Source organism: Erythrobacter rubeus, from assembly GCF_014705715.1.
Taxonomy (GTDB): Bacteria; Pseudomonadota; Alphaproteobacteria; order Sphingomonadales; family Sphingomonadaceae; genus Erythrobacter; species Erythrobacter rubeus.
The window spans coordinates 248,290-268,605 of the sequence record NZ_JACXLC010000001.1 but is presented as its reverse complement, the minus strand read 5'-3'; the positions used below and the strand labels follow the sequence as shown (position 1 = coordinate 268,605).

Annotated in this window: 23 protein-coding genes and 1 riboswitch; of the genes, 4 read left to right on the top strand and 19 right to left on the bottom strand. The window is 60.9% G+C overall.

Annotated elements, in window-relative coordinates:
- Positions 1-76 precede the first annotated feature (76 nt).
- Positions 77-1,522, top strand: coding sequence for a S41 family peptidase (locus IB285_RS01380; RefSeq protein ID WP_190786482.1), 1,446 nt, complete (start codon positions 77-79; stop codon positions 1,520-1,522).
- Positions 1,523-1,543: 21 nt separating this feature from the next.
- Here IB285_RS01380 and IB285_RS01375 read toward each other — a convergent pair whose 3' ends face one another.
- The 5 genes from IB285_RS01375 to IB285_RS01355 all read right to left on the bottom strand — a co-directional run bounded on the left by IB285_RS01375 (position 1,544) and on the right by IB285_RS01355 (position 4,825).
- Positions 1,544-1,915 (bottom strand): response regulator, encoded by a 372-nt coding sequence (locus tag IB285_RS01375; RefSeq protein WP_190786481.1) that lies wholly within the window; start codon positions 1,913-1,915, stop codon positions 1,544-1,546.
- The gene (locus IB285_RS01370) at positions 1,915-2,997 is read right to left on the bottom strand and encodes a PAS domain-containing protein (RefSeq protein WP_328705830.1); all 1,083 of its coding nucleotides are present in this window, start codon (positions 2,995-2,997) and stop codon (positions 1,915-1,917) included. The genes IB285_RS01375 and IB285_RS01370 overlap by 1 nt, the downstream gene beginning before the upstream one ends.
- A 133-nt stretch (positions 2,998-3,130) precedes the next feature.
- Positions 3,131-3,538 carry a GFA family protein gene (locus tag IB285_RS01365; RefSeq protein ID WP_190786480.1) on the bottom strand — a complete coding sequence of 136 codons (408 nt, stop codon included), beginning with the start codon at positions 3,536-3,538 and terminating at the stop codon, positions 3,131-3,133.
- A 163-nt stretch (positions 3,539-3,701) separates the two neighbouring features.
- Positions 3,702-4,148 (bottom strand): COG3650 family protein, encoded by a 447-nt coding sequence (locus IB285_RS01360; RefSeq protein WP_190786479.1) that lies wholly within the window; start codon positions 4,146-4,148, stop codon positions 3,702-3,704.
- Between the two features lie 104 nt (positions 4,149-4,252).
- Entirely contained in the window at positions 4,253-4,825 is a 573-nt protein-coding gene (locus IB285_RS01355) for a fasciclin domain-containing protein (protein ID WP_190786478.1), read from the bottom strand.
- Positions 4,826-5,020: 195 nt separating this feature from the next.
- Between IB285_RS01355 and IB285_RS01350 the strand changes: the two genes are divergently transcribed.
- Complete coding sequence (locus IB285_RS01350; RefSeq protein WP_190786477.1) at positions 5,021-6,304, top strand: FAD-binding domain-containing protein; 1,284 nt, start codon at positions 5,021-5,023, stop codon at positions 6,302-6,304.
- A gap of 77 nt (positions 6,305-6,381) precedes the next feature.
- Here the strand turns inward: IB285_RS01350 and IB285_RS01345 are convergent, their stop codons facing one another.
- The 3 genes from IB285_RS01345 to IB285_RS01335 form a co-directional block, all read right to left on the bottom strand.
- Positions 6,382-6,732 (bottom strand): HPF/RaiA family ribosome-associated protein, encoded by a 351-nt coding sequence (locus IB285_RS01345; protein WP_190786476.1) that lies wholly within the window; start codon positions 6,730-6,732, stop codon positions 6,382-6,384.
- A gap of 85 nt (positions 6,733-6,817) precedes the next feature.
- Positions 6,818-7,033, bottom strand: coding sequence for a hypothetical protein (locus tag IB285_RS01340; protein WP_190786475.1), 216 nt, complete (start codon positions 7,031-7,033; stop codon positions 6,818-6,820).
- Between the two features lie 80 nt (positions 7,034-7,113).
- Entirely contained in the window at positions 7,114-7,326 is a 213-nt protein-coding gene (locus tag IB285_RS01335) for a cold-shock protein (RefSeq protein ID WP_190788944.1), read from the bottom strand.
- 460 nt (positions 7,327-7,786) lie between these two features.
- On the opposite strand from IB285_RS01335, the gene IB285_RS01330 reads away from it, so the two are divergent.
- The gene (locus IB285_RS01330; RefSeq protein WP_190786474.1) at positions 7,787-8,761 is read left to right on the top strand and encodes a patatin-like phospholipase family protein; all 975 of its coding nucleotides are present in this window, start codon (positions 7,787-7,789) and stop codon (positions 8,759-8,761) included.
- Between the two features lie 352 nt (positions 8,762-9,113).
- Here IB285_RS01330 and IB285_RS01325 read toward each other — a convergent pair whose 3' ends face one another.
- The 10 genes from IB285_RS01325 to IB285_RS01280 form a co-directional block, all read right to left on the bottom strand.
- Entirely contained in the window at positions 9,114-9,296 is a 183-nt protein-coding gene (locus IB285_RS01325; RefSeq protein WP_190786473.1) for a hypothetical protein, read from the bottom strand.
- A 180-nt stretch (positions 9,297-9,476) separates the two neighbouring features.
- Positions 9,477-9,686 (bottom strand): hypothetical protein, encoded by a 210-nt coding sequence (locus IB285_RS01320; RefSeq protein WP_190786472.1) that lies wholly within the window; start codon positions 9,684-9,686, stop codon positions 9,477-9,479.
- On the bottom strand, positions 9,683-9,886 hold the full coding sequence (locus IB285_RS01315) for a hypothetical protein (protein ID WP_190786471.1): 204 nt from the start codon (positions 9,884-9,886) through the stop codon (positions 9,683-9,685). Before IB285_RS01315 ends, IB285_RS01320 begins: the two co-directional genes overlap by 4 nt.
- A gap of 88 nt (positions 9,887-9,974) precedes the next feature.
- The gene (locus IB285_RS01310) at positions 9,975-10,232 is read right to left on the bottom strand and encodes a cold-shock protein (RefSeq protein WP_190786470.1); all 258 of its coding nucleotides are present in this window, start codon (positions 10,230-10,232) and stop codon (positions 9,975-9,977) included.
- A 443-nt stretch (positions 10,233-10,675) separates the two neighbouring features.
- Positions 10,676-11,209 (bottom strand): Rid family hydrolase, encoded by a 534-nt coding sequence (locus IB285_RS01305; RefSeq protein WP_190786469.1) that lies wholly within the window; start codon positions 11,207-11,209, stop codon positions 10,676-10,678.
- 46 nt (positions 11,210-11,255) lie between these two features.
- Positions 11,256-11,717 carry a RidA family protein gene (locus tag IB285_RS01300; RefSeq protein ID WP_190786468.1) on the bottom strand — a complete coding sequence of 154 codons (462 nt, stop codon included), beginning with the start codon at positions 11,715-11,717 and terminating at the stop codon, positions 11,256-11,258.
- On the bottom strand, positions 11,717-13,609 hold the full coding sequence (gene thiC / locus IB285_RS01295) for a phosphomethylpyrimidine synthase ThiC (protein ID WP_190786467.1): 1,893 nt from the start codon (positions 13,607-13,609) through the stop codon (positions 11,717-11,719). The genes IB285_RS01300 and thiC overlap by 1 nt, the downstream gene beginning before the upstream one ends.
- Positions 13,610-13,645: 36 nt before the next feature.
- Positions 13,646-13,756, bottom strand: a riboswitch (TPP riboswitch).
- Between the two features lie 82 nt (positions 13,757-13,838).
- Entirely contained in the window at positions 13,839-14,450 is a 612-nt protein-coding gene (locus IB285_RS01290) for a thiamine biosynthesis protein ThiC (protein ID WP_190786466.1), read from the bottom strand.
- A 90-nt stretch (positions 14,451-14,540) separates the two neighbouring features.
- Positions 14,541-15,443 carry an MBL fold metallo-hydrolase gene (locus tag IB285_RS01285; RefSeq protein ID WP_190786465.1) on the bottom strand — a complete coding sequence of 301 codons (903 nt, stop codon included), beginning with the start codon at positions 15,441-15,443 and terminating at the stop codon, positions 14,541-14,543.
- A 47-nt stretch (positions 15,444-15,490) separates the two neighbouring features.
- Positions 15,491-16,762, bottom strand: coding sequence for a metal-dependent hydrolase family protein (locus IB285_RS01280; RefSeq protein ID WP_190788943.1), 1,272 nt, complete (start codon positions 16,760-16,762; stop codon positions 15,491-15,493).
- 162 nt (positions 16,763-16,924) lie between these two features.
- On the opposite strand from IB285_RS01280, the gene IB285_RS01275 reads away from it, so the two are divergent.
- Positions 16,925-19,003, top strand: coding sequence for a S9 family peptidase (locus tag IB285_RS01275; protein ID WP_190786464.1), 2,079 nt, complete (start codon positions 16,925-16,927; stop codon positions 19,001-19,003).
- A gap of 226 nt (positions 19,004-19,229) precedes the next feature.
- Here IB285_RS01275 and IB285_RS01270 read toward each other — a convergent pair whose 3' ends face one another.
- Complete coding sequence (locus IB285_RS01270) at positions 19,230-20,213, bottom strand: MipA/OmpV family protein (RefSeq protein ID WP_190786463.1); 984 nt, start codon at positions 20,211-20,213, stop codon at positions 19,230-19,232.
- Positions 20,214-20,316 lie beyond the last annotated feature (103 nt).

The window sequence follows — 20,316 nt, the reverse complement described above, 5'->3', positions numbered from 1 at the left end:
GCCCGTCACTGCATGTTAATTGCCTCTTCTTATAGCCCAATTCCTGGATTTTCTTTGTTTTCGGAGTCGCATCCCCATGCAGATCGGTCGTAGCGCGCTTTCCGCAACCCTGGCGCTTGCGCTTGCAGCGTGTGGCGGTGGCGGCGGGTCCAGCACATCAACGACCAGCAATAGTCCGGCTCCGACACCAACCCCTACTCCGCCGCCTGTGCAGACCGGATGTTCGATCAGCGAACAGCAGCAAGTCGCATTCGACATCATAGACGAGTGGTATCTCTTTCCCGATCTGATCGCTCAGAATGTCGACCCTGCCGACTTCACCACGACGCAAGGCTACATCAACGCGTTGACCGAACCAGCGAGAGAAGCAGGGAAGGATGACTTCTTCAATTTCGTGACCGTCGCATCGGAAGAAGACGCGCTGATCGAATCCGGATCGACCGCCGGGTTCGGCATCCGGTTAAGCTACGATACGGTCAACAACCGCGTGTTTCTTGTCGAAGCGTACGAGAACGGCTCCGGATTCGGCGCAGGAATGGACCGGGGAACGGAAATCCTCGCGATCGGCACCTCATCGGCCAATCTGGAAACCGTATCGTCTCTGATGGCTTCCGGAGGTCCGCAAGCGGTGGTCGACGCACTTGGCCCGACAACCGCCGGGACCGCGCGGGTGCTCCGTTTTGCGCAGGTGGATGGGGCTATCGTCGAGGCGAACATTACGAAGACTGAGTTTTCGCTCGATCCGCTTTCCGACAGGTATGGCGCACTCACCTTGAGCGATGGCGGGAAGCTGGTCGGATATATCAATCTGCGCACTTTCATCGTCGATGATGCAACCGAGCAGCTCAGCACCGCCTTCAGTCAGTTCGGATCGCAGGGTATCGACGAGGTGATCATTGATCTGCGGTACAATGGCGGCGGGCTCGTTCGGGTTGCAGAAGCCTTGGGCAATCTCCTGGGCCGCGATGAGGTGGGTAATGTGTTCAGCCAGACCGTTTGGCGGGAAAGCAAATCGGATCGCAATCGCACCACCCTTTTCGAGAGCACGAGCAACGCACTTGCGCCGGCAAAACTGGTGTTCATAACGACGCGCAGTTCTGCATCGGCGAGTGAGCTCATTGCCAATTCGATGCGGCCCTATTTCGCGGACAGCGATATCGCACTGGTGGGAACGAACACCTCAGGCAAGCCCGTGGGCCAAAGCGGGTTCGATGTCGAAAGCTGCGACCTGCGGTTTCGGATCGTGACCTTCAAGACGGACAATGCCGTTGGCGAAGGCGAATATTTCGATGGGCTCGCACCGTTCTTCGCGACCACCTGCCGCGCGAACGACGATATCACTGTCCAGCTCGGCGATCCTTCGGAAGCATCGATCGCAGCTGCGCTCGATTTCTTGGGTGGGCGAACCTGCACTCCGATCTCGGGAACGACCGGACTGACGGTACAAAGCGTCGGCGGCCGGGAAATCCTCCAGCCCGTCAGTCCGAGTGCGGCACAACACGAAATTCCCGGGCTGTTCTAATTCGCGAAGCGAGTGCAGCGCTCAGCAATCGTCGTTGACCGCACACGCTATCGCAGCAGCGATTACCTTCTCCGCCGGGAATGGCTTGGCAACGAGTTTCGCATCGAGGGTACGGATGGTCTCATCATGGCGGTCCAGATCGCCGGAATGCAGAATGTAGGGGATCGAAAGATTCTCAAGCTTGCGTGCAACGGGAAGACACGTCTTCCCCGCGCCAAGCGATACGTCGAGAATGGCTGCATCGATCGTATCGGCCTTGTCGATAAGTTGCAGCGCTTCGCCGCACGAAGCCGCGCACAGCATCGTACAGTCCTGGTCCTCTCCGCTGAATTGCAGATCCATCATGATGAGCGGTTCGTCTTCCAGAACGAGCAAGGTGCAAGGCCGCGGCATCAGTTTGCTCCTGCCGGGAAGGTCACGACAGCGTTGAGGCCGCTTTCATTCCAGGTGCGGTTGATCGAACCTCTTCCGGTCGAAAGCAACCGGTCGACAATTGCGGTGCCGGTCCCGTCTTCAATCGCTGATGGGTCAACCCTCGGCCCGCCTGTCTCGATCCAGTCGATGACGAGACTCTCGCCATCATCCGACAGGCCCCACTTGACCTCGACCTTTCCGCCTTCGGCAGCCCATGCGCCGTATTTCGTGCTGTTCGCGGCCAGCTCGTGCAGAACAAGCCCAATCACGGAGATGGTCGTAAACGGCATGCTGACACCGTTGCCGCGCAGGTCCAGCCTCTGCCCGTCTTGATCGTAGGGCGATAGCACCGCCCGGATTGCCTCGCCGATAGCAATGCTGCCACTCGACGCTTCATCAAGAGTGGTTTCGTAGGCGCGGCCCAGTGCCTGAATTCGGGCGTTGATTTCCGCAGCCTCACTTTGGATCCCGCGAACGCGCCCGGTCACATTGACGATCCCGGAGATCACGGCGAACATATTCTTCATGCGGTGCGAAAGCTCGCGCGCCATTTCCTTGGCATGCTGCTCCTCCGCGCGCGATGCGCGCACATCGGACACGTCCCACTGGCTGCCGAAGAAGTATACCAGCTCGCCCTTGTCGTTGTAGATCGGACCCAAATGCAAGGCGTTCCAGAAAGTGGTGCCATTCTTGCGGTAATTGAGGACTTCGACGACGACGACGTCTTCGGTTTCGAGAGCCTTGCGAATCCGCGCTACCGATTCCTGATCGGTTTCCGGCCCTTGCAGGAAACGACAATTGCGCCCGACAATTTCGTCTTCGGAATAGCCGGTCAGCCTGCGAAACGCTCGGTTCGCGAAAACGATCGGCATATCTTCGGCGTGGGGGTCGCACAGGCATATCGCCATCCGCGTCTGAGCCATCGCCTGCTCGAACAGGACGCCCGATGCGCCAGAGAATTGATCGCTCGTATTACCGGCCCGAAACCGTTCAGGCGCATCGTCAAAGCGCATGGACGCCTGGTCCGCACGCGACGGACCGCGTTCGTCATCTGTATTCACTTTTACCTGCTTTCCTGCTGCTCGCGTCGCTGGCTAAAGGGGGTTGGCGCAGCGGAAGCAGTCTGTGTCTTGTGTTTCCCTCTCAACGGAAGAGTAGGGGCTCCGTTCCAAGAATTCGGCGGATTTGCGTCTGCTAGAGCCCTTCGGGAACCGTCTCGAAACCAGGAATGCTATCTAGATCAAGCCATTGCTGCTTACTTTTGGTGTAGCATTGAATTTTCGGTTCGAGGTTGGAAGTGTCATCCAGGGTGCCCGCTTTGATGAACATGAGCCCATCGGTGGTTTCGAGCCGGGTGAATACGGGTGAACCGCAAGTATCGCAGAACTGTCGTCGCACAGTGGCTCCGCTATCGCCCTTATCATTGTAAGTCTTCACCTCGCCATGGATGTCGAGGTCCGCCTCCTGCACCCCCACGATGATGGAAAGCGCGCTTCCGGCTTGGCGCTGGCAGTTCTTGCAATGGCAGATCACGCACATCACCGGGTCGGCATTCAATGAGTAGCGCACCTTGCCGCAAAGGCATCCGCCGGTCTGTGTCATGGTATTTCCCCTCTCCCCCATTTATCTTCGTTGATCGGAGCAGGTCCGATCGCAGGGGATCGCTGATGGCTATCGCACCCCGGCAGAGAATCTCAATCGCCAAAAGTGAGGATCGCCCGTTCGCGGTGGGAAAAGCGGGATTATCCTCAGTGTGAACCGGTGATCAGGGCGTTGCTTCGCCCTCGAATGGCTCGTCGCCTGTATATCCGCACCCGAACAAGGTTGCATCGCCGAAGGCCACTGTCGCGGTGTAGGGATAGGTCCGGTCGCTCATGCCGTCGCTGCACGCGCCTGGCGTTATCGCGATCTGAACCAACCGGCCATTCATATTGCCGGAAAAGCCCAGCCCATTGTTCCCGGCAAAGCGTTCAACCTCGAATATCGTGCCTTCAGAATTCTCTGGCGAGGTGTACCGGGCGAGGTGCGTGCCGCCGTGCGGCGACACTTCGATGCCCCAGAAAGGCTCTGTGCCCAGCAGCGTGATTTCGGTTTCGCTGGCTATGCTCGTGAAGATCTGGCCATCCGGATCGATATCCTGCTCCGCCGAACAGCCTGCAAGCGCCGACAGCCCGCATAAGGCGATGTGTAGTGGCTTGATTATCGATTTCACTGCTCACCCATCCTCTGTTCTGTAGCCGGGTTAGTGTGAGGCGCCCCGAAACGCAAAAGGCGGGCCCCACGGACCCGCCTTCGCAAAGTGTATTCGATCAGTAATTACTGCGGCATCAGGACCGTATCGATCACGTGAACGAGACCGTTCGACGCTTCGACATCGGTCGCCGTTACCGTTGACGTGCCGCCTGCTGCGTCGGTCAGGACGACAGCACCGTCGGTGACGTTTGCGGTCAACGTACCACCGCCTACGGTGTTGATGGTGTAGCCTTCATCACCGGCTTCTTCGATTGCTGCGGTCAGTGTGGCCGCATCGACTGAGCCTTCGACGACGTGATACTTGAGAATCTCACCCAGCGTTTCGGTGTCGTTAGTGGTAAGTTCGGTCAGCGTCTCTTCCGGAATTTTTGCAAACGCATCGTTGGTCGGCGCGAATACCGTGAAGGGGCCTTCGCCTGAAAGCGTTTCACCCAGTTCGGCGGCAGTCACCGCGCTTACGAGGGTCGAGAATGTTTCGTCACCCTGCGCGACTTCGACGATGGTGCCCGGTGCGGTTGCCTCGGCAGTCACGGCCGTGTCATCGGCGGTCACCGTATCGCCGGTGTCAGCTTCGGCGCCGCACGCTGCAAGCGCGAGAGCGATAGAAGATGCGATCGTCAGTTTAAGCGTTTTCATGGTTTATCCTTGAATCTTTGGAGGTTTTTCGTTTGCCGGGCTGCGAGTGGATGCTCGGCCCTGTTGCATATACGAACGGTCACCTCGCTCGGATGTTCCGAAATTTATGTCCGTACCGCGTAATTATGTAACGCGGCGACCGGCTGGCACTTTCCGTTCCTCGGAACCTGCATCGCCTCGTCAGGTTGTCTCATCATGCATTTTGAACCAACCCGTGCCGCCGCTCTGTCGCGTCTTCTCGAATTCGTCCCGCGCGCCGGAAAAGCCTATGCGAACAGCCGCAATTACGACGACGGCCATGAAGGCGAGGCTGCGCGGCGCAATGTCTCGCAGCTTTCTCCGTGGCTGCATGCCGGCCTGATCAACGAGGCGGAAGTGCTCGATACAGTGCTTGCGCACCACAGCCCGCGCGCAGCGGAGAAATTCATCTCCGAGGTGTTCTGGCGCATCTATTTCAAAGGCTACCTCGAACAGCGCCCGACTATATGGCAGGCCTTTGGCGAAGATCGTGTGGCGGCCTATGCCAAGATGGATGGCAATGCCGGGCTCAGCACAGGGTACACCGAGGCTATCGAGGGAAGAACAGGCATCGCCGCGTTCGACCATTGGGCACGCGAACTGACGGAAACGGGCTATCTGCACAACCATGCACGCATGTGGTTTGCGAGCATCTGGATCTTCACGCTCAAACTCGACTGGACGCTTGGCGCGGACTTCTTCCTGCGTCATCTGATGGACGCTGACGCAGCTTCGAATACGCTCAGCTGGCGATGGGTGGCCGGGCTGCACACGAAGGGCAAAACCTACCTGGCGCGGCAGGGCAACATTGCGCGCTACACCGCCAATCAGCCGGACGGCCCGCTGGAAGCCGAAGGGCTCGCGAGCGAAGCGCCGGCACTGGATGAAGAGGCCGATCACCGGCGCCAGGAGTTGCACTTGCCGAACGCTGTAGAGAACGAGCAGTTCAAAGATCCATATGCGCTACTGCTCCATGACGAAGGCGCCAGTCATGTGCCGCTCGATCTGCCTGCACCGCCTGCGTTGGTCATAAGCGCCGCTCGGCCCGAAGCGAGATCGCCCGGGCAAATCGGGGAGCGGGCACGCGAATTCGCTCGTGGCGCGGTGCAGAGCGGAGCGGAGGCGGCAGCAAGCGCCTTTGATTGCAAGGTTCGAACGTGGAGCCCGGGCGACAATCTCGCAGATATTTTGGACGAAGAGGATGTCGACCGCGTCGTACTGCCGTTCCTGCCGGTCGGTTGGACAAAAGATGCCTTGATGCCCGAACTGGCTTCGATGATCGAAGCAGGCACCGCCATCCAACTGATCGGAGAGCTGGACCGCGCGACATGGCCCTTTGCCAAGGCGGGCTTTTTCGGAGTGAAGAAGAAGATCGACAGCGTGCTGGCAGAGACCGGAATTACCGGGACCGGAATTGCTGGCGCCGAGCGCCAATTAGCCGCGATGGAAACGAGCGACTGACTGCTCGCTTGCGATGGTGACTAAGGCGGCGGAGCAACTTCGCTCCCACCGCCTCGGTGCTGGAGAGACTGTGCGGCCTAGCCGTCTATCGCCTTTTCCGGGCGCGAATCGTGTTTGTGCTTTTCGCCTTTGCCGAAGTGGCGCTCGAGCCGCTGAGCAAGGGTTGTCGCAGCTTTACGCGCGGCGCTGTCCACGTCTGCCGCTTTTCCGGTGACACCGATAGGCTTACCGCCGCGCGGACGCGCTTCGATTGTGCAATGCTTGTCATCGTCGCCGCCCTTCCGCGCATTCTCGTCCGAGACGTGAACTTCGAGCCGCGTCAGACGGTCCTCGAACCGCGCAAGCCGCTGGCGGACCTGGTTCTCGATCCGCTCCGCAACATTGGCCGTTCCCATGACGGAACTGTCTGAATTGAACTGGAATTGCATCGGGGGTGCTCCTCTTCTCATGATCTCTCCGACGAGTGCATCGTCTGAAGTATCATATGGGAAGTGAATGCCCGATGTGGAGTGCCTATTGCTGCTCCAGGGCCTCTGCCGCACGCTTCGCCGCGCGTTCTTCCTCGGCCTTGGCCCGATCGCGAGCAACGGCCTGCGCCTGGTTGGCAAGAGCGCGCCAGGTCTTTTCCGAACGCAGCTCCCGCTCGCGCACGTTTTCGAGTTTTGCTTCTTTCGCTTTCGCCGCGGCCTCATCGGCGCGGTCGCGATAGAATTCGTAAGTCTGGGCCATGAATGGCTCCTGCTGGAGTGAAGGGGCGGTCGGTCGAATGGCGGGGCGCGGCAGCTATCCGCCGCGCCCCGCCGATATGCTCAGTCGGCAGCCGACAAGTTGACGGCGCTTTCCTTGCCGTTGCGGCCCTGCTCGACTTCGAAGTTCACGCGCTGATCCTTGTCCAGCGAATGCATCCCCGCGGCCTGAACGGCCGTGATGTGGACGAAGCTGTCGGCTGAGCCGTCGTCGGGCTGGATGAAGCCGTAACCCTTGTCGGTGTTGAAGAATTTTACTGTGCCAGTCTTGGCCATCATGTGTTCCTTTCAAAGAACGTAGAAGCCCGGCTGCAAGATTGCAGATGGGGTCGTGCGTCAAATCGTTCAGGGAAAGGAAGTCGTCGTCTGGTGTCGCCGGGCCTGATGCGCGGTGGCAAGGGCGTTAGGCGAGTAGTCAAATTTCGAAGTCCGTCGCAAATTCCGACGTCGGCAAAGTCGATCTAGCACGGGTTCGCCCGAACACCTAATCCCCGCTCCCACGCGCCTAGTTCACCCTCCCTTCGTCCAGACCCGCACTTTCAGCGTTTTCAAGCGCTTACCCGAGACATGGACCGCATGTTACACGGTCCAGAGGGCAAAATCTCCGCGCCTCAAACACCGCCCGCACACCCGGCGAAATACCCTCAAACCCCCGATGTAGGAAAGCCCGCGCCCGATTAACCGACCTCCCAGCGCAAACATGGTATGATCGCTCCTTCATTGCAGGAGAGAGCACATGGCAGGCGGTTTGGCGGTGGTGTTGAGCGGCGGCGGGGCCAAGGGCGCGTTTCAGGTCGGCGTGCTCGACGCGCTAATCCGCGAAAAGGGCGTCGATTTCGAAACCGCGGTCGGCACCTCGACCGGGGCGATCCAGGCAGCGGCGGTCGCGCAGGACGATATCGGGCGGCTGATCGACTTCTGGCGCGGACTCACCAGCGAAAGCAGCATTTACCGCAAGCGGGGCGGCACATTGCTCGCCGCGATCACCGGCAAGGATTCGATCTATTCGACCGGGCCGCTGCGCAGCCTGCTCGACCAGTTCATCGACGATGCGGCGATCCGCGCGACCGGCAAGAACCTGCGCCTCGCGGTGGTCAACCTGACCAATGGCGAGCTGCGCATCGTCGGCGAGAACGCGGACGGGATCGCCAACTGGGTCTATGCCAGCTCTGCCATGCCGTTCTTTTTCCCTCCGCTGGAGACACGCAGCGCGCTGGGCGTGAGGGAGCAATGGGTCGATGGCGGCGTGCGCGATGTGACGCCGCTCGATGCCGGCCTTGCCGAGCGCCCGCGCGCAATCCTCGTCGTGCGTGCCAGCGCCCGGCCCGCCCCGGACGAAGCCAAGAAATACGACAACCTGCTGGAGATCGCCCTGCGTTCGGTCGACCTGCTTTCGCGCGAGGTTTCGCAAAACGACATCAAGAACGTCGATCTAATCAACGCGCTGATCCTGATGCGCGATCGCCAGCGTATGGACCTAATGCAGACCGGCCTCGATGCCGCGACCATCGACGCGGTGATGCGCCGGTTCGACGATCTGGTGAACCGTTTCCGGCTGGTCCCGATCAAGGTGATCGAGCCCGAAAGCAACCTCTACGACACGCTGGATTTCGAACCCGACCTGATCGAGCAGAACATCCAGCGCGGCCGCGAAGCGGTGCTGGCGCAGTGGGATATGCTCTCGACATTTCTGGGCGCGTCCGGGGATTAGGAAGGCGAAGCGTTAGCGCCCGGCGCAGTCTGCCCGCCTGTGCTCCATTTGAGCATATTTCATTTCAGCAGACGAGGCGCTTTCGCAGTCGAGCCAGCTCTTCGCCAAGCTATGACATAGGTCGGGTCACCTCTCATGGGCGCTCTCGCCGGAATGCTTTTAGGCGCGACTGTAATGCATTATTTGTCCAAATGGCGGGGGGCGCTCGTCAGGGCTCCATCCGAGTAGAGTTCGAATTTCCGGATAGCGTGTAAAGGCGGGCGTGCAGCTTTCGAAACGCTTAGAAGCTCGCCGCAACTGCGGGTACTGTAACGGCCATTGTATTGATGGCCAGTTCTCGCTCGCGCACGGTTTAATGGCCAGAGCGTATTGCCCAGCGATGATCGACGACACCGCCTTCGCGGCGAGATTCGCGAATGCGCTTCGCATAATAATCGACAAGGTCGAAATAGGTTTCGCGATCCGCGCGATCGGTGCTCTGACGCTCGTTCATTACGGCCCGCTGATGCTGATAGAGTAGCTCATTGAGATCCATGGCGGTTATCCTTCCGTGGTGCGCTCGCACGCCAAAAGCGGCGCGGATGCGCAGGCTAAGAGGCGTAATGGAAGGAAGGAAGCGCTGGTTGAGCGCCGTAGGCCGTCAATCGCGACTGGTAGCTGCGGTGTTCTATACAGGTAAAACAGGGGCGAGGCAAACTAAGAGATACCAGTTGCGCTATTCCTCATTGACCATTCTCTGTCGGTCACGTTCGGCAATAGCCTGTGAAAGATCGGTGTAGCGATACGGGCCGACGATGTATTCGCGGACGATGCGGCAGGTAATCCCATCGGGAAGAGCGTTACCGTAGGCGTCGTGAGAACCCGCTCCGTTCTCGTCGGGAACCGCAGTGTGCTTGGCCGGAGCATTATCGTTAGACTGGGTCATGACAGTTTGAATCTTTCTGCTTCGGCTTTTGTTGCCGGCTCACCGGCACCTGACGCGTCATCGCGTTTACGGATCCGGCGAAGCTTCTTTGCGATTGCTGAGATAAGGTCAAATTCAATCTCGCGCCTTTTTGGGGTGTCGGCTTTTCGCGCCCTGACAGACGCAAGCCTGCGTGCGCGCAGCAATTCCTTGATTGTCATTCGATGCTCCGTGGGTGGTCAATGAAAGCCAACAGGCCAGCCATGCCGGAGCCGCTCTTTAAAAGCGCGCCCCGACATGTTGACTGGCCTAGCCTTGCTGTTGGCGTGCCTGAGCCTTCTGGCCCTGCGGTGCATGGTTCTGCTTTGGATGCATGCTGGTCGCATGAACATTGCCGCCATTCACCTCACGCGTTTCGTAGCTGTAGGGCTGACCTTCGCGGGGTTCCTGTGCCTGGTTCTGCAGGTCGGACTTGTTGAACGGCAGGGCGGTGTCACCCTTCTGGGGCGTGATTGTGCCAGCCCCTTTGGCTGCATTGTATGATTTGATCGTACCGGAGTAGGCCATGATAATGGCATCCTTCTTTTGCGCGCAATCGGTCGGAAGCGATCGTTTATGCACGACGCTAGGAGGCGGAAAAGAAGGAAAAGGGAAACTTCAAGGCACCCCATGACCGTCGATCTCGACTGGTAGCTTAATTTATATGGGTGATTAGTTGCCGAATTCAAGTACACGAAATTTAAGAATCTCCTAGATTATGAGAGGTTACAAAGTTGGTTTTCAAGAATATGGATCAATCTATGATTTAATTATTTGAATATTATTTATTCTATGGTTCCTTCGCATCCGCTTTGGCCTCTGCGTTTTTGATAGACCTTTTTCGCCTTTCAAATCATCGTCCACGAGGTCCCTCCCCGATTTCTGATTTACGGCGAGTTTACACAGTTTCTGGCTTACCCAGATCGAGGCGGATTCAATATCATCAGCCGACCTTCTCGGCGCTTAAGGGTCTATTCGGCGCGCGCTGCTTCAACAAATCCGCTCACCCGTGCCGTCACCTTGATCTCCAGCTCCCCATCCGGTGTGAACAGCCGGTCGATGTCGATTGCGGTCCAGGCGGGAAAGGGGGCTTTCACGAAGCGGTTTTTGGCGGCTGCGAGCGCGGGCAGCGATTGCTCGATATCGACGTGATAGGTCGTGATGTCGACCACATCGTCCCAGCTCGATCCGGCGCGTTTCAGGGTTTCGCCGATTGCTTCCAGGCTGCGCGTATAGGCCTCTTCGCGGGTCAGCCCCTCGGGCGGCGGGCCGAGTATCACGCCGGAGAGATACACGGTGTCGCCGTGGATCGCGGCTTGCGAGAAGCCGAACTGTTCAAGGAACGCGCGCGCCTCCGGATCCTCGGGCATGATCGTCTCAAAGGGGGCCGGTGCGGGCGCGGGTGCAGGTGTGGCTTCTGGCGCTGCCTCGTCCTGCGCCATCGCCGACGTCGTCAATCCTGCAAGCAGCGTTGCCGCAGCGATTGCATGTGCGAACGTCTTCATAGTGTCGTCTCCTCTTGCGATTGACGGGGCGTGCTGCCCTTCCCGATCAGTCTTGCGGGTTCCACGCGATGCATTCAACCTCGATCGCCGCGCCCCCTGCGAGCGCCTTCACCGCCATGGTGGATCGCGTCGGGAAGCGCCCCTCCTTGAAGTACGTCCGGTACACCGCGTTGAAGGCGGAGAAGTCATCGATATCCGCGAGCCACACGGTGCATTTGAACAGTGCGTCATGGGTGAGATCGTACTTTGCGAGCGTTTCGCCGATCCGGTCCATCGCGCGCCGCGTTTCGGCTTCGATGCCGTTGGCTTCGCCCTCGCTGTCGCCGCGCGCCAAACCGATCTGCCCGGCAAGATAAAGCGTGTCGCCCACTTGCACTGCTTGGGAAAAGGGCAGTGTCCGGCCTTCGAGAGGCAGAAACTCCGGGCCGTCCTGCGCGCTGGCTGATATGCTCCATCCGGCTGCGATCAGCGTTGTGGCGGCGAGGCTTGCATGTGCGATGCGGCGCATCACTGTGCTTCGTCCTCGGGCAGGTAGAGCTTCTCGCCCTTTGCCTTGTACACCCGGCTCATCTCTTCCATGCCCGCCTCGTTCTCGGCGCGCTCTTGCGGGGTGTTTTCGCCCTTCAGGTCTTCGGTCGCAAGGTAGCTGTCCGAATTCTGCTTCGCCGCAAACTCGCGCACTTCCTGGCTGATTTTCATCGAGCAGAACTTCGGGCCACACATGCTGCAGAAGTGTGCGGTCTTGGCGCCTTCTGCGGGAAGCGTTTGGTCGTGATATTGCTCCGCCGTGTCGGGGTCGAGGCTCAGGTTGAACTGGTCGCGCCAGCGGAACTCGAAGCGCGCTTTCGAGAGCGCATCGTCGCGCACCTTGGCGGCCGGGTGCCCCTTGGCGAGGTCGGCGGCGTGGGCGGCGAGCTTGTAGGTCACCACGCCCACTTTCACGTCGTCGCGGTCGGGCAGGCCGAGGTGCTCCTTGGGCGTGACGTAGCAGAGCATCGCGGTGCCGTACCAGCCGATCTGGGCAGCCCCGATGCCGCTGGTGATGTGGTCGTAGCCCGGCGCGATATCGGTGACGAGCGGCCCCAATGTGTAGAACGGAGCTTCGCCGCACGCCTCCAGCTGCTTTTCCATGTTCTCCTTGATCTTGTGCATGGGCACGTGGCCCGGCCCTTCGATCATCACCTGCACGTCTTGCGCCCAGGCGCGCTTGGTGAGCTCGCCCAGCGTGTAGAGCTCTGCGAATTGCGCTTCGTCATTGGCGTCGGCGATCGAGCCAGGGCGCAGGCCGTCGCCCAGCGAATAGGCGATGTCGTAGGCGGCGCAGATCTCGGAGATTTCGTTGAAGTGCTCGTAGAGGAAGCTTTCCTTGTGATGCGCGAGGCACCATTTCGCCATGATGCTGCCGCCGCGGCTGACGATGCCGGTGACGCGCTTCGCTGCCATCGGCACGAAGGGCAGGCGCACGCCGGCATGGATGGTGAAGTAGTCGACGCCCTGCTCGGCCTGCTCGATCAGAGTGTCGCGGAATATCTCCCAGGTGAGGTCTTCGGCGACCCCGCCGACCTTTTCGAGCGCCTGGTAGATCGGCACGGTGCCGACCGGCACGGCGGAATTGCGGATGATCCATTCGCGCGTGTCGTGGATGTTGCGCCCTGTCGAGAGGTCCATGATCGTGTCCGCGCCCCAGCGGGTCGCCCAGACCATCTTGTCGACTTCCTGCGCGACGTCCGAGGCGACCGCGGAATTGCCGATATTGGCGTTGATCTTGACGAGGAAATTGCGCCCGATTGCCATCGGTTCGCTTTCGGGGTGGTTGATATTGTTGGGAATGATCGCGCGGCCACGGGCGACTTCGCTGCGCACCAATTCCGGGGTGATGACATCGGGGATTTCTGCGCCCCAGCTTTCGCCATCGCGCACATGGTCAGCGGCGATTTCGCGGCCAAGGTTCTCGCGCTCGGCCACGTACTCCATTTCGGGTGTGATGATGCCTTTGCGGGCGTAGTGGATTTGCGTAACATTGTGGCCTGCCTTGGCTCGCAAGGGACGCTTCACGGTATTGGGGAACTGCGGAACACCGCCTGAACGGTCCGGGCCGAGCTGACCGTTGTCTTCCGGCTTTACCTCGCGCGCGTCGTATTCCTCGACATCGCCGCGCGAACGAATCCAGTCAGAGCGCAGGCCGGGGAGGCCAGCATTGATGTCGATGCGAGCATCGGGATCGGTGTAGGGGCCGGAGGTGTCATAGACGCGGACCGAAGGCTCGCCGCCTTCAAGGTCAATCTCGCGCATGGCAACCCGCACGCCAGAACCGGTGCGTGCCCCAACGTAGACCTTGCGGCTGCCACGGATCGGTCCGGTGGTAACGCCGATTTCTACTGGGGAATTGATGTCGGCCATGTCTCGCTCTCCTTGTGACGGAGTGCGGGCCTCGTGCGATCATCGACCAGCCCACTCCCTCCGCCGATGCTAATCGGTTCAGGTTCGACGGGTCGGGCAGCGCTACCTGCCCCTCTCAGCCACCAGCTGGCTCCCCGGGGATGGCCGCACCTTACCCACGCAGCGGCGGATGGTCCAGTGGATTACGGCATCGGCGCGAGCGGCTTTGGTCGCCCGCCCAGCGCCGCGATTACGCCTCGGCGCTGTCCTCGCGCACCGCATGGGTCAGCGTGAAGGCAAGCAGCAATGTCGCCGCGACGCCCGCCGCGCCCGATGGGACAACATCCATACGTCCGAACGCCATCACGATGAAGTTCGTCACAACCGCAGCAATGCCTGCGAGTACGGCGAGAACGCCGATCACCTTGGCCGCGCCGGTGCCGGTTCTCATCTGGCCGAGCCCGAAGGTCAGCGCCGCAAAACCGAGCAGCACCTTGGCCGCGTTGTAGACGAAGAACGAAAACGCGACGACTGCCCCGGCTGCCGGACCCGCAGCGTCTATATTGCCTGCCATTTCGCCAAACGGGCCGAACATCGTGATGCCCACGCCCACCTGAACCACATTCAGGATCGCGCTGGCAAAGATCGCGCCCCACCCGACGGTATGCAGGCGCGATTGCACGAGAGGGCTCGCCGAAAAGGCTGCAATACCCAGGAACAGCAACGCCTCGACGCCCCAGATCGGCGTACGCACGATGTCCGGTGCACTAAGGTAAAGCGCGGTGTAGAGCGCCTGTGTCGCGACTACGGACACAAGCAGGAATGCGACGATTTGCGCCGCGCGGTGTGCGGTAAAGACCATGTTTAACCCCTGGTTCTCGATAGAATAAGCCAGCTGTTCGGTGACGGAGCCTGAAAAGTTACACCGGACGAAAAATTTTTTGCGGCACCATTATTCTGTGACGCTTGGCACCGGTACGCTCTGCCCCTCTTCTGTGAAGTATGGGCGGCCGTTATCGGAAAGCCATCCCGGCTCCTCGACCGGCACGTGCATACCGGCAGCAGCCTCTGCATTCAGCGTCCGATCGATCAGGCTATCGATCTCGTCCTCGCGCAGAAACCAGAACGGCACGATGGCAAGGCCGGTGCGGGAGCTGCTGAGAAATTCGGAATGCGGTTCGAAAAACTCGGTGCTGGTTCCGGCATCACCCAGATGCATCACGCGGTGCGTTCCGTCTGCGGCATCGCTCGCCGAGACGCGGTAGGTGATGTTGTGCACATCGGCATGGCGATCGGGCCAACCGTTATGCGGAGACCGGAACGCCTCGATAGTAGCGCCCGCGATTGTCAGAGGCGGCGCCTGCTCCCCATTGCCCAGCGAAATTTCATCGATGCGCGCGGCGAAGGCTGGATCCCAGCCATCATCCTCCCGCATCATGTCCACCGCCTGGACTGGCGCTACGAGCCTCACTTCGCTCTGAGCACCCAGCAACCGGTTCAGGTGCCGCGCGGAGAAGTGATCGCCATGCGCGTGGCTCACAAACACCGCGTCGACCCCGTCATAGGGCGGCGCTCCCGACACGATCCGGTCGATCAGACCCATGTCGAGCGGCTGGAGCGATCCGAAGTGATTGTCATAGATCGGATCGAACAGGAACTTTACCGGATCGCCAGGATCGCCGATATTCGCGCTGACCCCGGCGTTGAGGATCGCGGTCGCGTTAGCCCCGGCCTCGGTGAGCGGGGCCTGGTCGGGCAGCGAGCGCTCACCCACCTCTTCGCGCGCATGTTCCGCCGTGCAGGAGGCAAGCGAAATGGCCGCTGCGAACGCTGTCGTGTGGTATCGGAGCTTCATCGCCTGTTCTCCCATGGCAATCTTTTATCCAGCCCGATGCAGCAGCTTTATTCGATAACGCGGCCCCGGACCATCACGAAATCGACATCCTCCAGAACGGTGATGTCGGTGAGCGGGTTGCCTTCAAACGCGATGATATCGGCTGAATAGCCCGGCGCGATACGGCCGATCTCGTTGGACATGTCGAGCACCTGCGCTGCGCCCGTTGTCGCGGCCGCCAACGCTTCACGGGCGCTCATGCCCTGCTGCATCATCAGCGAAAGCTCCTGCGCGTTGCGACCGTGGTCGAACACACCGGCGTCGGTTCCGAACGCAATGGTAACGCCCCAGTCGCGCGCCTTGCCCATGAACACTTGCGCTGTTTCAGCAACGGCGCGCACCTTTTCCTCGACAACGGGGGTGTAGATGCCTTTGCCGAGCCGCTCCGAAATGCCTTGGAACGCGATCAGGGTCGGGACGAGCACGGTGCCGTTTTCGACCATCGCTTCGGCAGCAGCCTCATCGATATATGTGCCGTGCTCGATCGTATCGATCCCGGCCTTCGCGGCCATTTCGATGCCGCGCGCGCCATGCGCATGGGCCATGACCTTTAGGCCGAGCGAGTCTGCGGTGTCGGCGATGCTCTTCATTTCATCAAAGGTGAAGTGCGCTTCCAGACCGCGGCCCTGCTGGCTGAGAACGCCGCCGGTCGCGGTGATCTTGATCGTATCGGCGCCGTTTTGGCTCGCAAGACGGACCTTCTCTGCGCATTCGACCGCGCCGGTGCAGGTGTAGCCGCTGTCCAGTATCTCGTTGATCTCAGGCCGGAAGCCGCTAACATCGCCGTGTCCGCCGACAATCGCGAGCGCCGGACCGGCGGCGATGATCCGCGGTCCCGGAATCAACCCCTCCTCGGTGCCGCGCCGCAGCGAAAACGCGGTATGTTGCGCACTGCCTGCTTCGCGCACGGTGGTAAACCCGGCGAGCGCGGTGAGGCGCGCGTTCTTGGCGCCGACGACGACGCCCCAGTCATCGGGCTCGGTTGCTTCCTTCCAGAAATCGCCGCCCGGATCGCCAGTCAGGTGGGTGTGCAGATCGATCATGCCGGGCATGATCGTCTTGCCCTCGAGATGGATCATCGTCGCGCCTTCGGGCACGTCCTGCCAGCCATCTTCGATGCTTACGATCCGGCCATCGGTCACGGTCACGGTCGCGCGCCCGGTCGGCTCGCTTTCGGCATCGGCAATCACGCTTTCCGCATGGATCACTGTGGTGTCGGCAGCGGCTGGAGCCGCAAGCAGACCGATCACGGCCGCTGCGGGAACTGTGAATGCGCGCATGAATTTCATAACAAGCCCCTCTTCTCTCTTTCGCCTTGATGGCAAGCAGGAGCGCCGAGCACAAGTTCAAAGCGGGCGCGTCGCTGGCGCTTCATTTGCCATCCACCGGCTGATCGTTATGAAGGCGGGCAATATTCAGCCAAACAGGGACAACAATCAGACATGCCCAGCACCATCGCGAAATCCACTGCCTTCACCGCCACGCTGCTCGCCAGTGCATCGCTCGCCGCGACCGCGCAGGCCCGCCCGATGACACCAGAAGACGTCGCCAAGCTCGAAGGCGTAGGCGCGATGGCTATCTCGCCGGACGGCAGCCGCATCGCCTACACGACATCGGCCCTGCCCGACGTCACCGAGGGTGAAGAGAACGGCAGTTTCCAGCAAGAGCTGAAGGTTGCGACGGCGCCCAATTTCGACCGGACCTACCTGCCGGACGACATCAGCCCGGCAGGCGTGGCGTTTTCGCCCGATGGCCGGTTCGTCACATTCCTGTGGGCGGACGAAGATGACAAACGCGCCGTGTGGGGCGTGCCGGTCGATGGCGGGACTTACGTGAAGCTCGCTGGCGTGGATGATGCTGGCGTTCAGTCGTACAAATACAGCCCCGATGGCGCGACGATCTACATGTTGACCGGTGCCGCCGAGGACAAGCAGCGCGAAAAGCAGGCCGGTGGCGGCTTCAACGCGCGCGTGTACGAAGAAGAGTTCCGGCCTGCGCGCATGTTCGCCGCGACCGTCGGCAGCGAAGTTGATGAAAACCCGCGCGAGATCGCCGTGCCCGGCTTCGTCAGCGCATTCGACATCTCGCCGGACGGCTCCTTCGCGATCATCGATACGACGCCGACCCCGCTCGTCGATGACAGCTTTACCAAGAAGCGGGTCAACATCATCGACCTGTCGACCGGCAATGTCCGCGCCGAAGTCGCCACGCCGGGCAAGATCGACGATGTCGAGATTTCGCCTGACGGATCGCAGCTTTCGCTGATCGCTGGCGTCGACATGAACGACCCTGCGGCGACGACGCTGCACTTCGTCGATACCTCCACCGGTGAATTCCGTGCGCACAACCCCGATGCGGCGGAAGCGGTCGTCGATGCTGAATGGCTCGATGACGGACGCCTTGCCGCGATCGTCCATATCGGCGTTCGCAGCGTTCTGCGGATGCACGATGCCGCGGGTAATCTGCTCGAGGAAATCGACCCGGGCGAGCTTATCCTGACCCGGATCGAGGCCGAGGGTGACCGCATCGCCGTCGCCGCGAATTCGCCGAAGCACCCGACCGAGCTGTTCGTTCTCAACAACGGCTCGTTCGACCGCTGGACCACGCACAATCCCTGGCTCAGCGAGATCACTTTCGGAGAGCAGCGCGCCTACACCTACACCGCGCGCGACGGTCAGCAGGTCGAAGGCGTGCTGATCGAGCCGGTCGGCGGCGCGCCTGCTGGCGGCGCTCCGACGATCATGAACGTCCACGGCGGACCGGAAGCGCACGAATCGAATGGCTGGCAGACCGCCTATTCGAAGCCCGGTCAGGTCGCCGCGGGTCAGGGCTATGCCGTATTCCTGCCGAACTATCGCGGGTCGACCGGATATGGCGTCGCCTTCGCGAAGCAGCACCAGGGCAATTACACCGATCCCGAATTCACCGACATCGTCGATGCGAAGCGCGCACTCGTCGCTGACGGGATCGCCGACACCGACCGCACCGGCATCACCGGCGGTTCCTATGGCGGCTATGCCAGTGCGTGGGGCGCGACCTATCACTCCGACGAATACGCTGCGAGCGTGATGTTCGTGGGCATTTCAAACCAGGTATCGAAGTTCGGCACCGGAGACATTCCCTACGAAATGTATAACGTGCACAGCCGCGCTTGGCCGTGGGATGATTGGACCGCGATGCTCGAAGTGTCGCCGGTCTATCACGTCGACAAGGCCAACACGCCGATCCTCATCATGCACGGCGAGGAAGACACCCGCGTCGATCCGGGCCAAAGCCTGGAGCTTTATCGCTCGCTGAAAGTGCGCAAGCCCGAAGTGCCGGTACGCCTCGTCTTCTATCCGGGTGAAGGCCACGGCAACCGCCTCGCCGCCAGCCGGTACGATTACAACCTGCGTATGATGCGCTGGTTCGACACCTACCTGAAAACCGGCGACCGCCGCGCCGAGCTCCCGGCCTCACGCCCGCAGCTCGCAGAAGGCGCTGTCGGTGCGAGTGCCGACGAGGGCAACGGCGAGGATTAAGTGATCTTGATTTCGCACCCCATCCGGGGTGCGATTTCCTCGCTCACGCGACCTGCCCGTCGCGTCGCTGCGGGCGCGCAGTCGCGATTGCGACGGCTCGCGCCGCCGTATCTCGAGGTGATCCATTCGAACCCGCATGGGTTTGCAAGGCCGACCGGCCGCCGCGGCTAATGCCGCGTAGCCAAGCGAGCCGGATGGCTCGCGCCCGGCGCTTGAGGGTCAAGAATTAAAATGTATACCCGACCCCGATGCCGCCGATCAGCTGGTTCGCGCTCCCGCGGATCGAAGTGAACGGCGTATCCGCCGCGTCGCCGATCAGTCGCGAATAACCGGCAATGCTGTAAATGTTGAACCCGCCATTCAGCGCGTTCCCGTCCAGATCGACGGTGAGGATCGCGAGCGCGCCGACGCTGTTGAGCCCGCCATCGGCGGTGAATTCCGGCAACCCGCTATCCGCGCTCTGCTGCGGCGTCACCGTGTAATAGTAATCGGCAAAATCATCGTCGACGAAGCTGAGATTACCTGACAACTGCAAGGCGACACCGCCGCCGATGGGCGTGAAATATCCGACACTCGGTTCAACCAGCATGCCGTTATGCGCGCCAAGGATATCCCAGCGCACCTGCGTGTTGAGGGAGAGCCGGTCGCCCCTTTTGAACACGCCGGGGAAAGTCACCCCGCCCTGCGCGCCCACCTCGATCGCGGTTTCAAGATCTTCGGTGAGTTCGACCACCGGGTCTTCGATATTGCCATCGCGGTCGTTGCGGAAACGGAATGCCGGACCGAAGGAGAAGGTCGTCTCTGGCGGCGCACCCGTCGGCGCCTCGGACAGGAAATCGAGCGCGAAGCCCGGGCCATTGGGGCTGACACCCACACCGGCCACCCGGCCAACAATCAGCGGCAATGGAAAGACGATGTAATTGTCGGACCCCGAATAGCTCGGCACCAGACCTGCACCAATGCCGATGGTTGCCCATGTGTCGTCGAACACTGGTTTCCCGCCGGGAAATCCGCCCGGCGGCCCTTGACGCTCGCTGCCCTGTGTTTGTCCCTGCGGCCTGTCCTGTGGCTGCGCGCTGGTCTCGCTCTCCGCTTCGGCCAGGTCGAAGCCTTTCTCCTCACCCGTGCCGCTCGTGGCGGCGGCAGGAGCGGCAAAGGCTAGGCATGCGGCAAAGGTTGTTGCCGGCGAGAGCAAACGTAGTTTGGACATTGAAGGACGCTCCTAGAGACCGGCATCACTCTGCCAGACCGAACTTTAATGAACGCTGGCGTTTTCCGTTCCAGAGTTACTCGCCCGGAAGCGCTCCGGATGC

Coding starts and splice junctions, on each gene's coding strand:
- IB285_RS01285 (WP_190786465.1), bottom strand. CDS start 15,443: ATGAAGCTCCGATACCACACGACAGCGTTCGCAGCGGCCATTTCGCTT.
- IB285_RS01280 (WP_190788943.1), bottom strand. CDS start 16,762: ATGCGCGCATTCACAGTTCCCGCAGCGGCCGTGATCGGTCTGCTTGCG.
- IB285_RS01275 (WP_190786464.1), top strand. CDS start 16,925: ATGCCCAGCACCATCGCGAAATCCACTGCCTTCACCGCCACGCTGCTC.
- IB285_RS01355 (WP_190786478.1), bottom strand. CDS start 4,825: ATGAAAACGCTTAAACTGACGATCGCATCTTCTATCGCTCTCGCGCTT.
- IB285_RS01300 (WP_190786468.1), bottom strand. CDS start 11,717: ATGCGCCGCATCGCACATGCAAGCCTCGCCGCCACAACGCTGATCGCA.
- IB285_RS01375 (WP_190786481.1), bottom strand. CDS start 1,915: ATGCCGCGGCCTTGCACCTTGCTCGTTCTGGAAGACGAACCGCTCATC.
- IB285_RS01340 (WP_190786475.1), bottom strand. CDS start 7,033: ATGGCCCAGACTTACGAATTCTATCGCGACCGCGCCGATGAGGCCGCG.
- IB285_RS01380 (WP_190786482.1), top strand. CDS start 77: ATGCAGATCGGTCGTAGCGCGCTTTCCGCAACCCTGGCGCTTGCGCTT.
- IB285_RS01305 (WP_190786469.1), bottom strand. CDS start 11,209: ATGAAGACGTTCGCACATGCAATCGCTGCGGCAACGCTGCTTGCAGGA.
- IB285_RS01270 (WP_190786463.1), bottom strand. CDS start 20,213: ATGTCCAAACTACGTTTGCTCTCGCCGGCAACAACCTTTGCCGCATGC.
- IB285_RS01320 (WP_190786472.1), bottom strand. CDS start 9,686: ATGACCCAGTCTAACGATAATGCTCCGGCCAAGCACACTGCGGTTCCC.
- IB285_RS01325 (WP_190786473.1), bottom strand. CDS start 9,296: ATGGATCTCAATGAGCTACTCTATCAGCATCAGCGGGCCGTAATGAAC.
- IB285_RS01290 (WP_190786466.1), bottom strand. CDS start 14,450: ATGGTCTTTACCGCACACCGCGCGGCGCAAATCGTCGCATTCCTGCTT.
- IB285_RS01310 (WP_190786470.1), bottom strand. CDS start 10,232: ATGGCCTACTCCGGTACGATCAAATCATACAATGCAGCCAAAGGGGCT.
- IB285_RS01335 (WP_190788944.1), bottom strand. CDS start 7,326: ATGGCCAAGACTGGCACAGTAAAATTCTTCAACACCGACAAGGGTTAC.
- IB285_RS01365 (WP_190786480.1), bottom strand. CDS start 3,538: ATGACACAGACCGGCGGATGCCTTTGCGGCAAGGTGCGCTACTCATTG.
- IB285_RS01330 (WP_190786474.1), top strand. CDS start 7,787: ATGGCAGGCGGTTTGGCGGTGGTGTTGAGCGGCGGCGGGGCCAAGGGC.
- thiC (WP_190786467.1), bottom strand. CDS start 13,609: ATGGCCGACATCAATTCCCCAGTAGAAATCGGCGTTACCACCGGACCG.
- IB285_RS01345 (WP_190786476.1), bottom strand. CDS start 6,732: ATGCAATTCCAGTTCAATTCAGACAGTTCCGTCATGGGAACGGCCAAT.
- IB285_RS01350 (WP_190786477.1), top strand. CDS start 5,021: ATGCATTTTGAACCAACCCGTGCCGCCGCTCTGTCGCGTCTTCTCGAA.
- IB285_RS01315 (WP_190786471.1), bottom strand. CDS start 9,886: ATGACAATCAAGGAATTGCTGCGCGCACGCAGGCTTGCGTCTGTCAGG.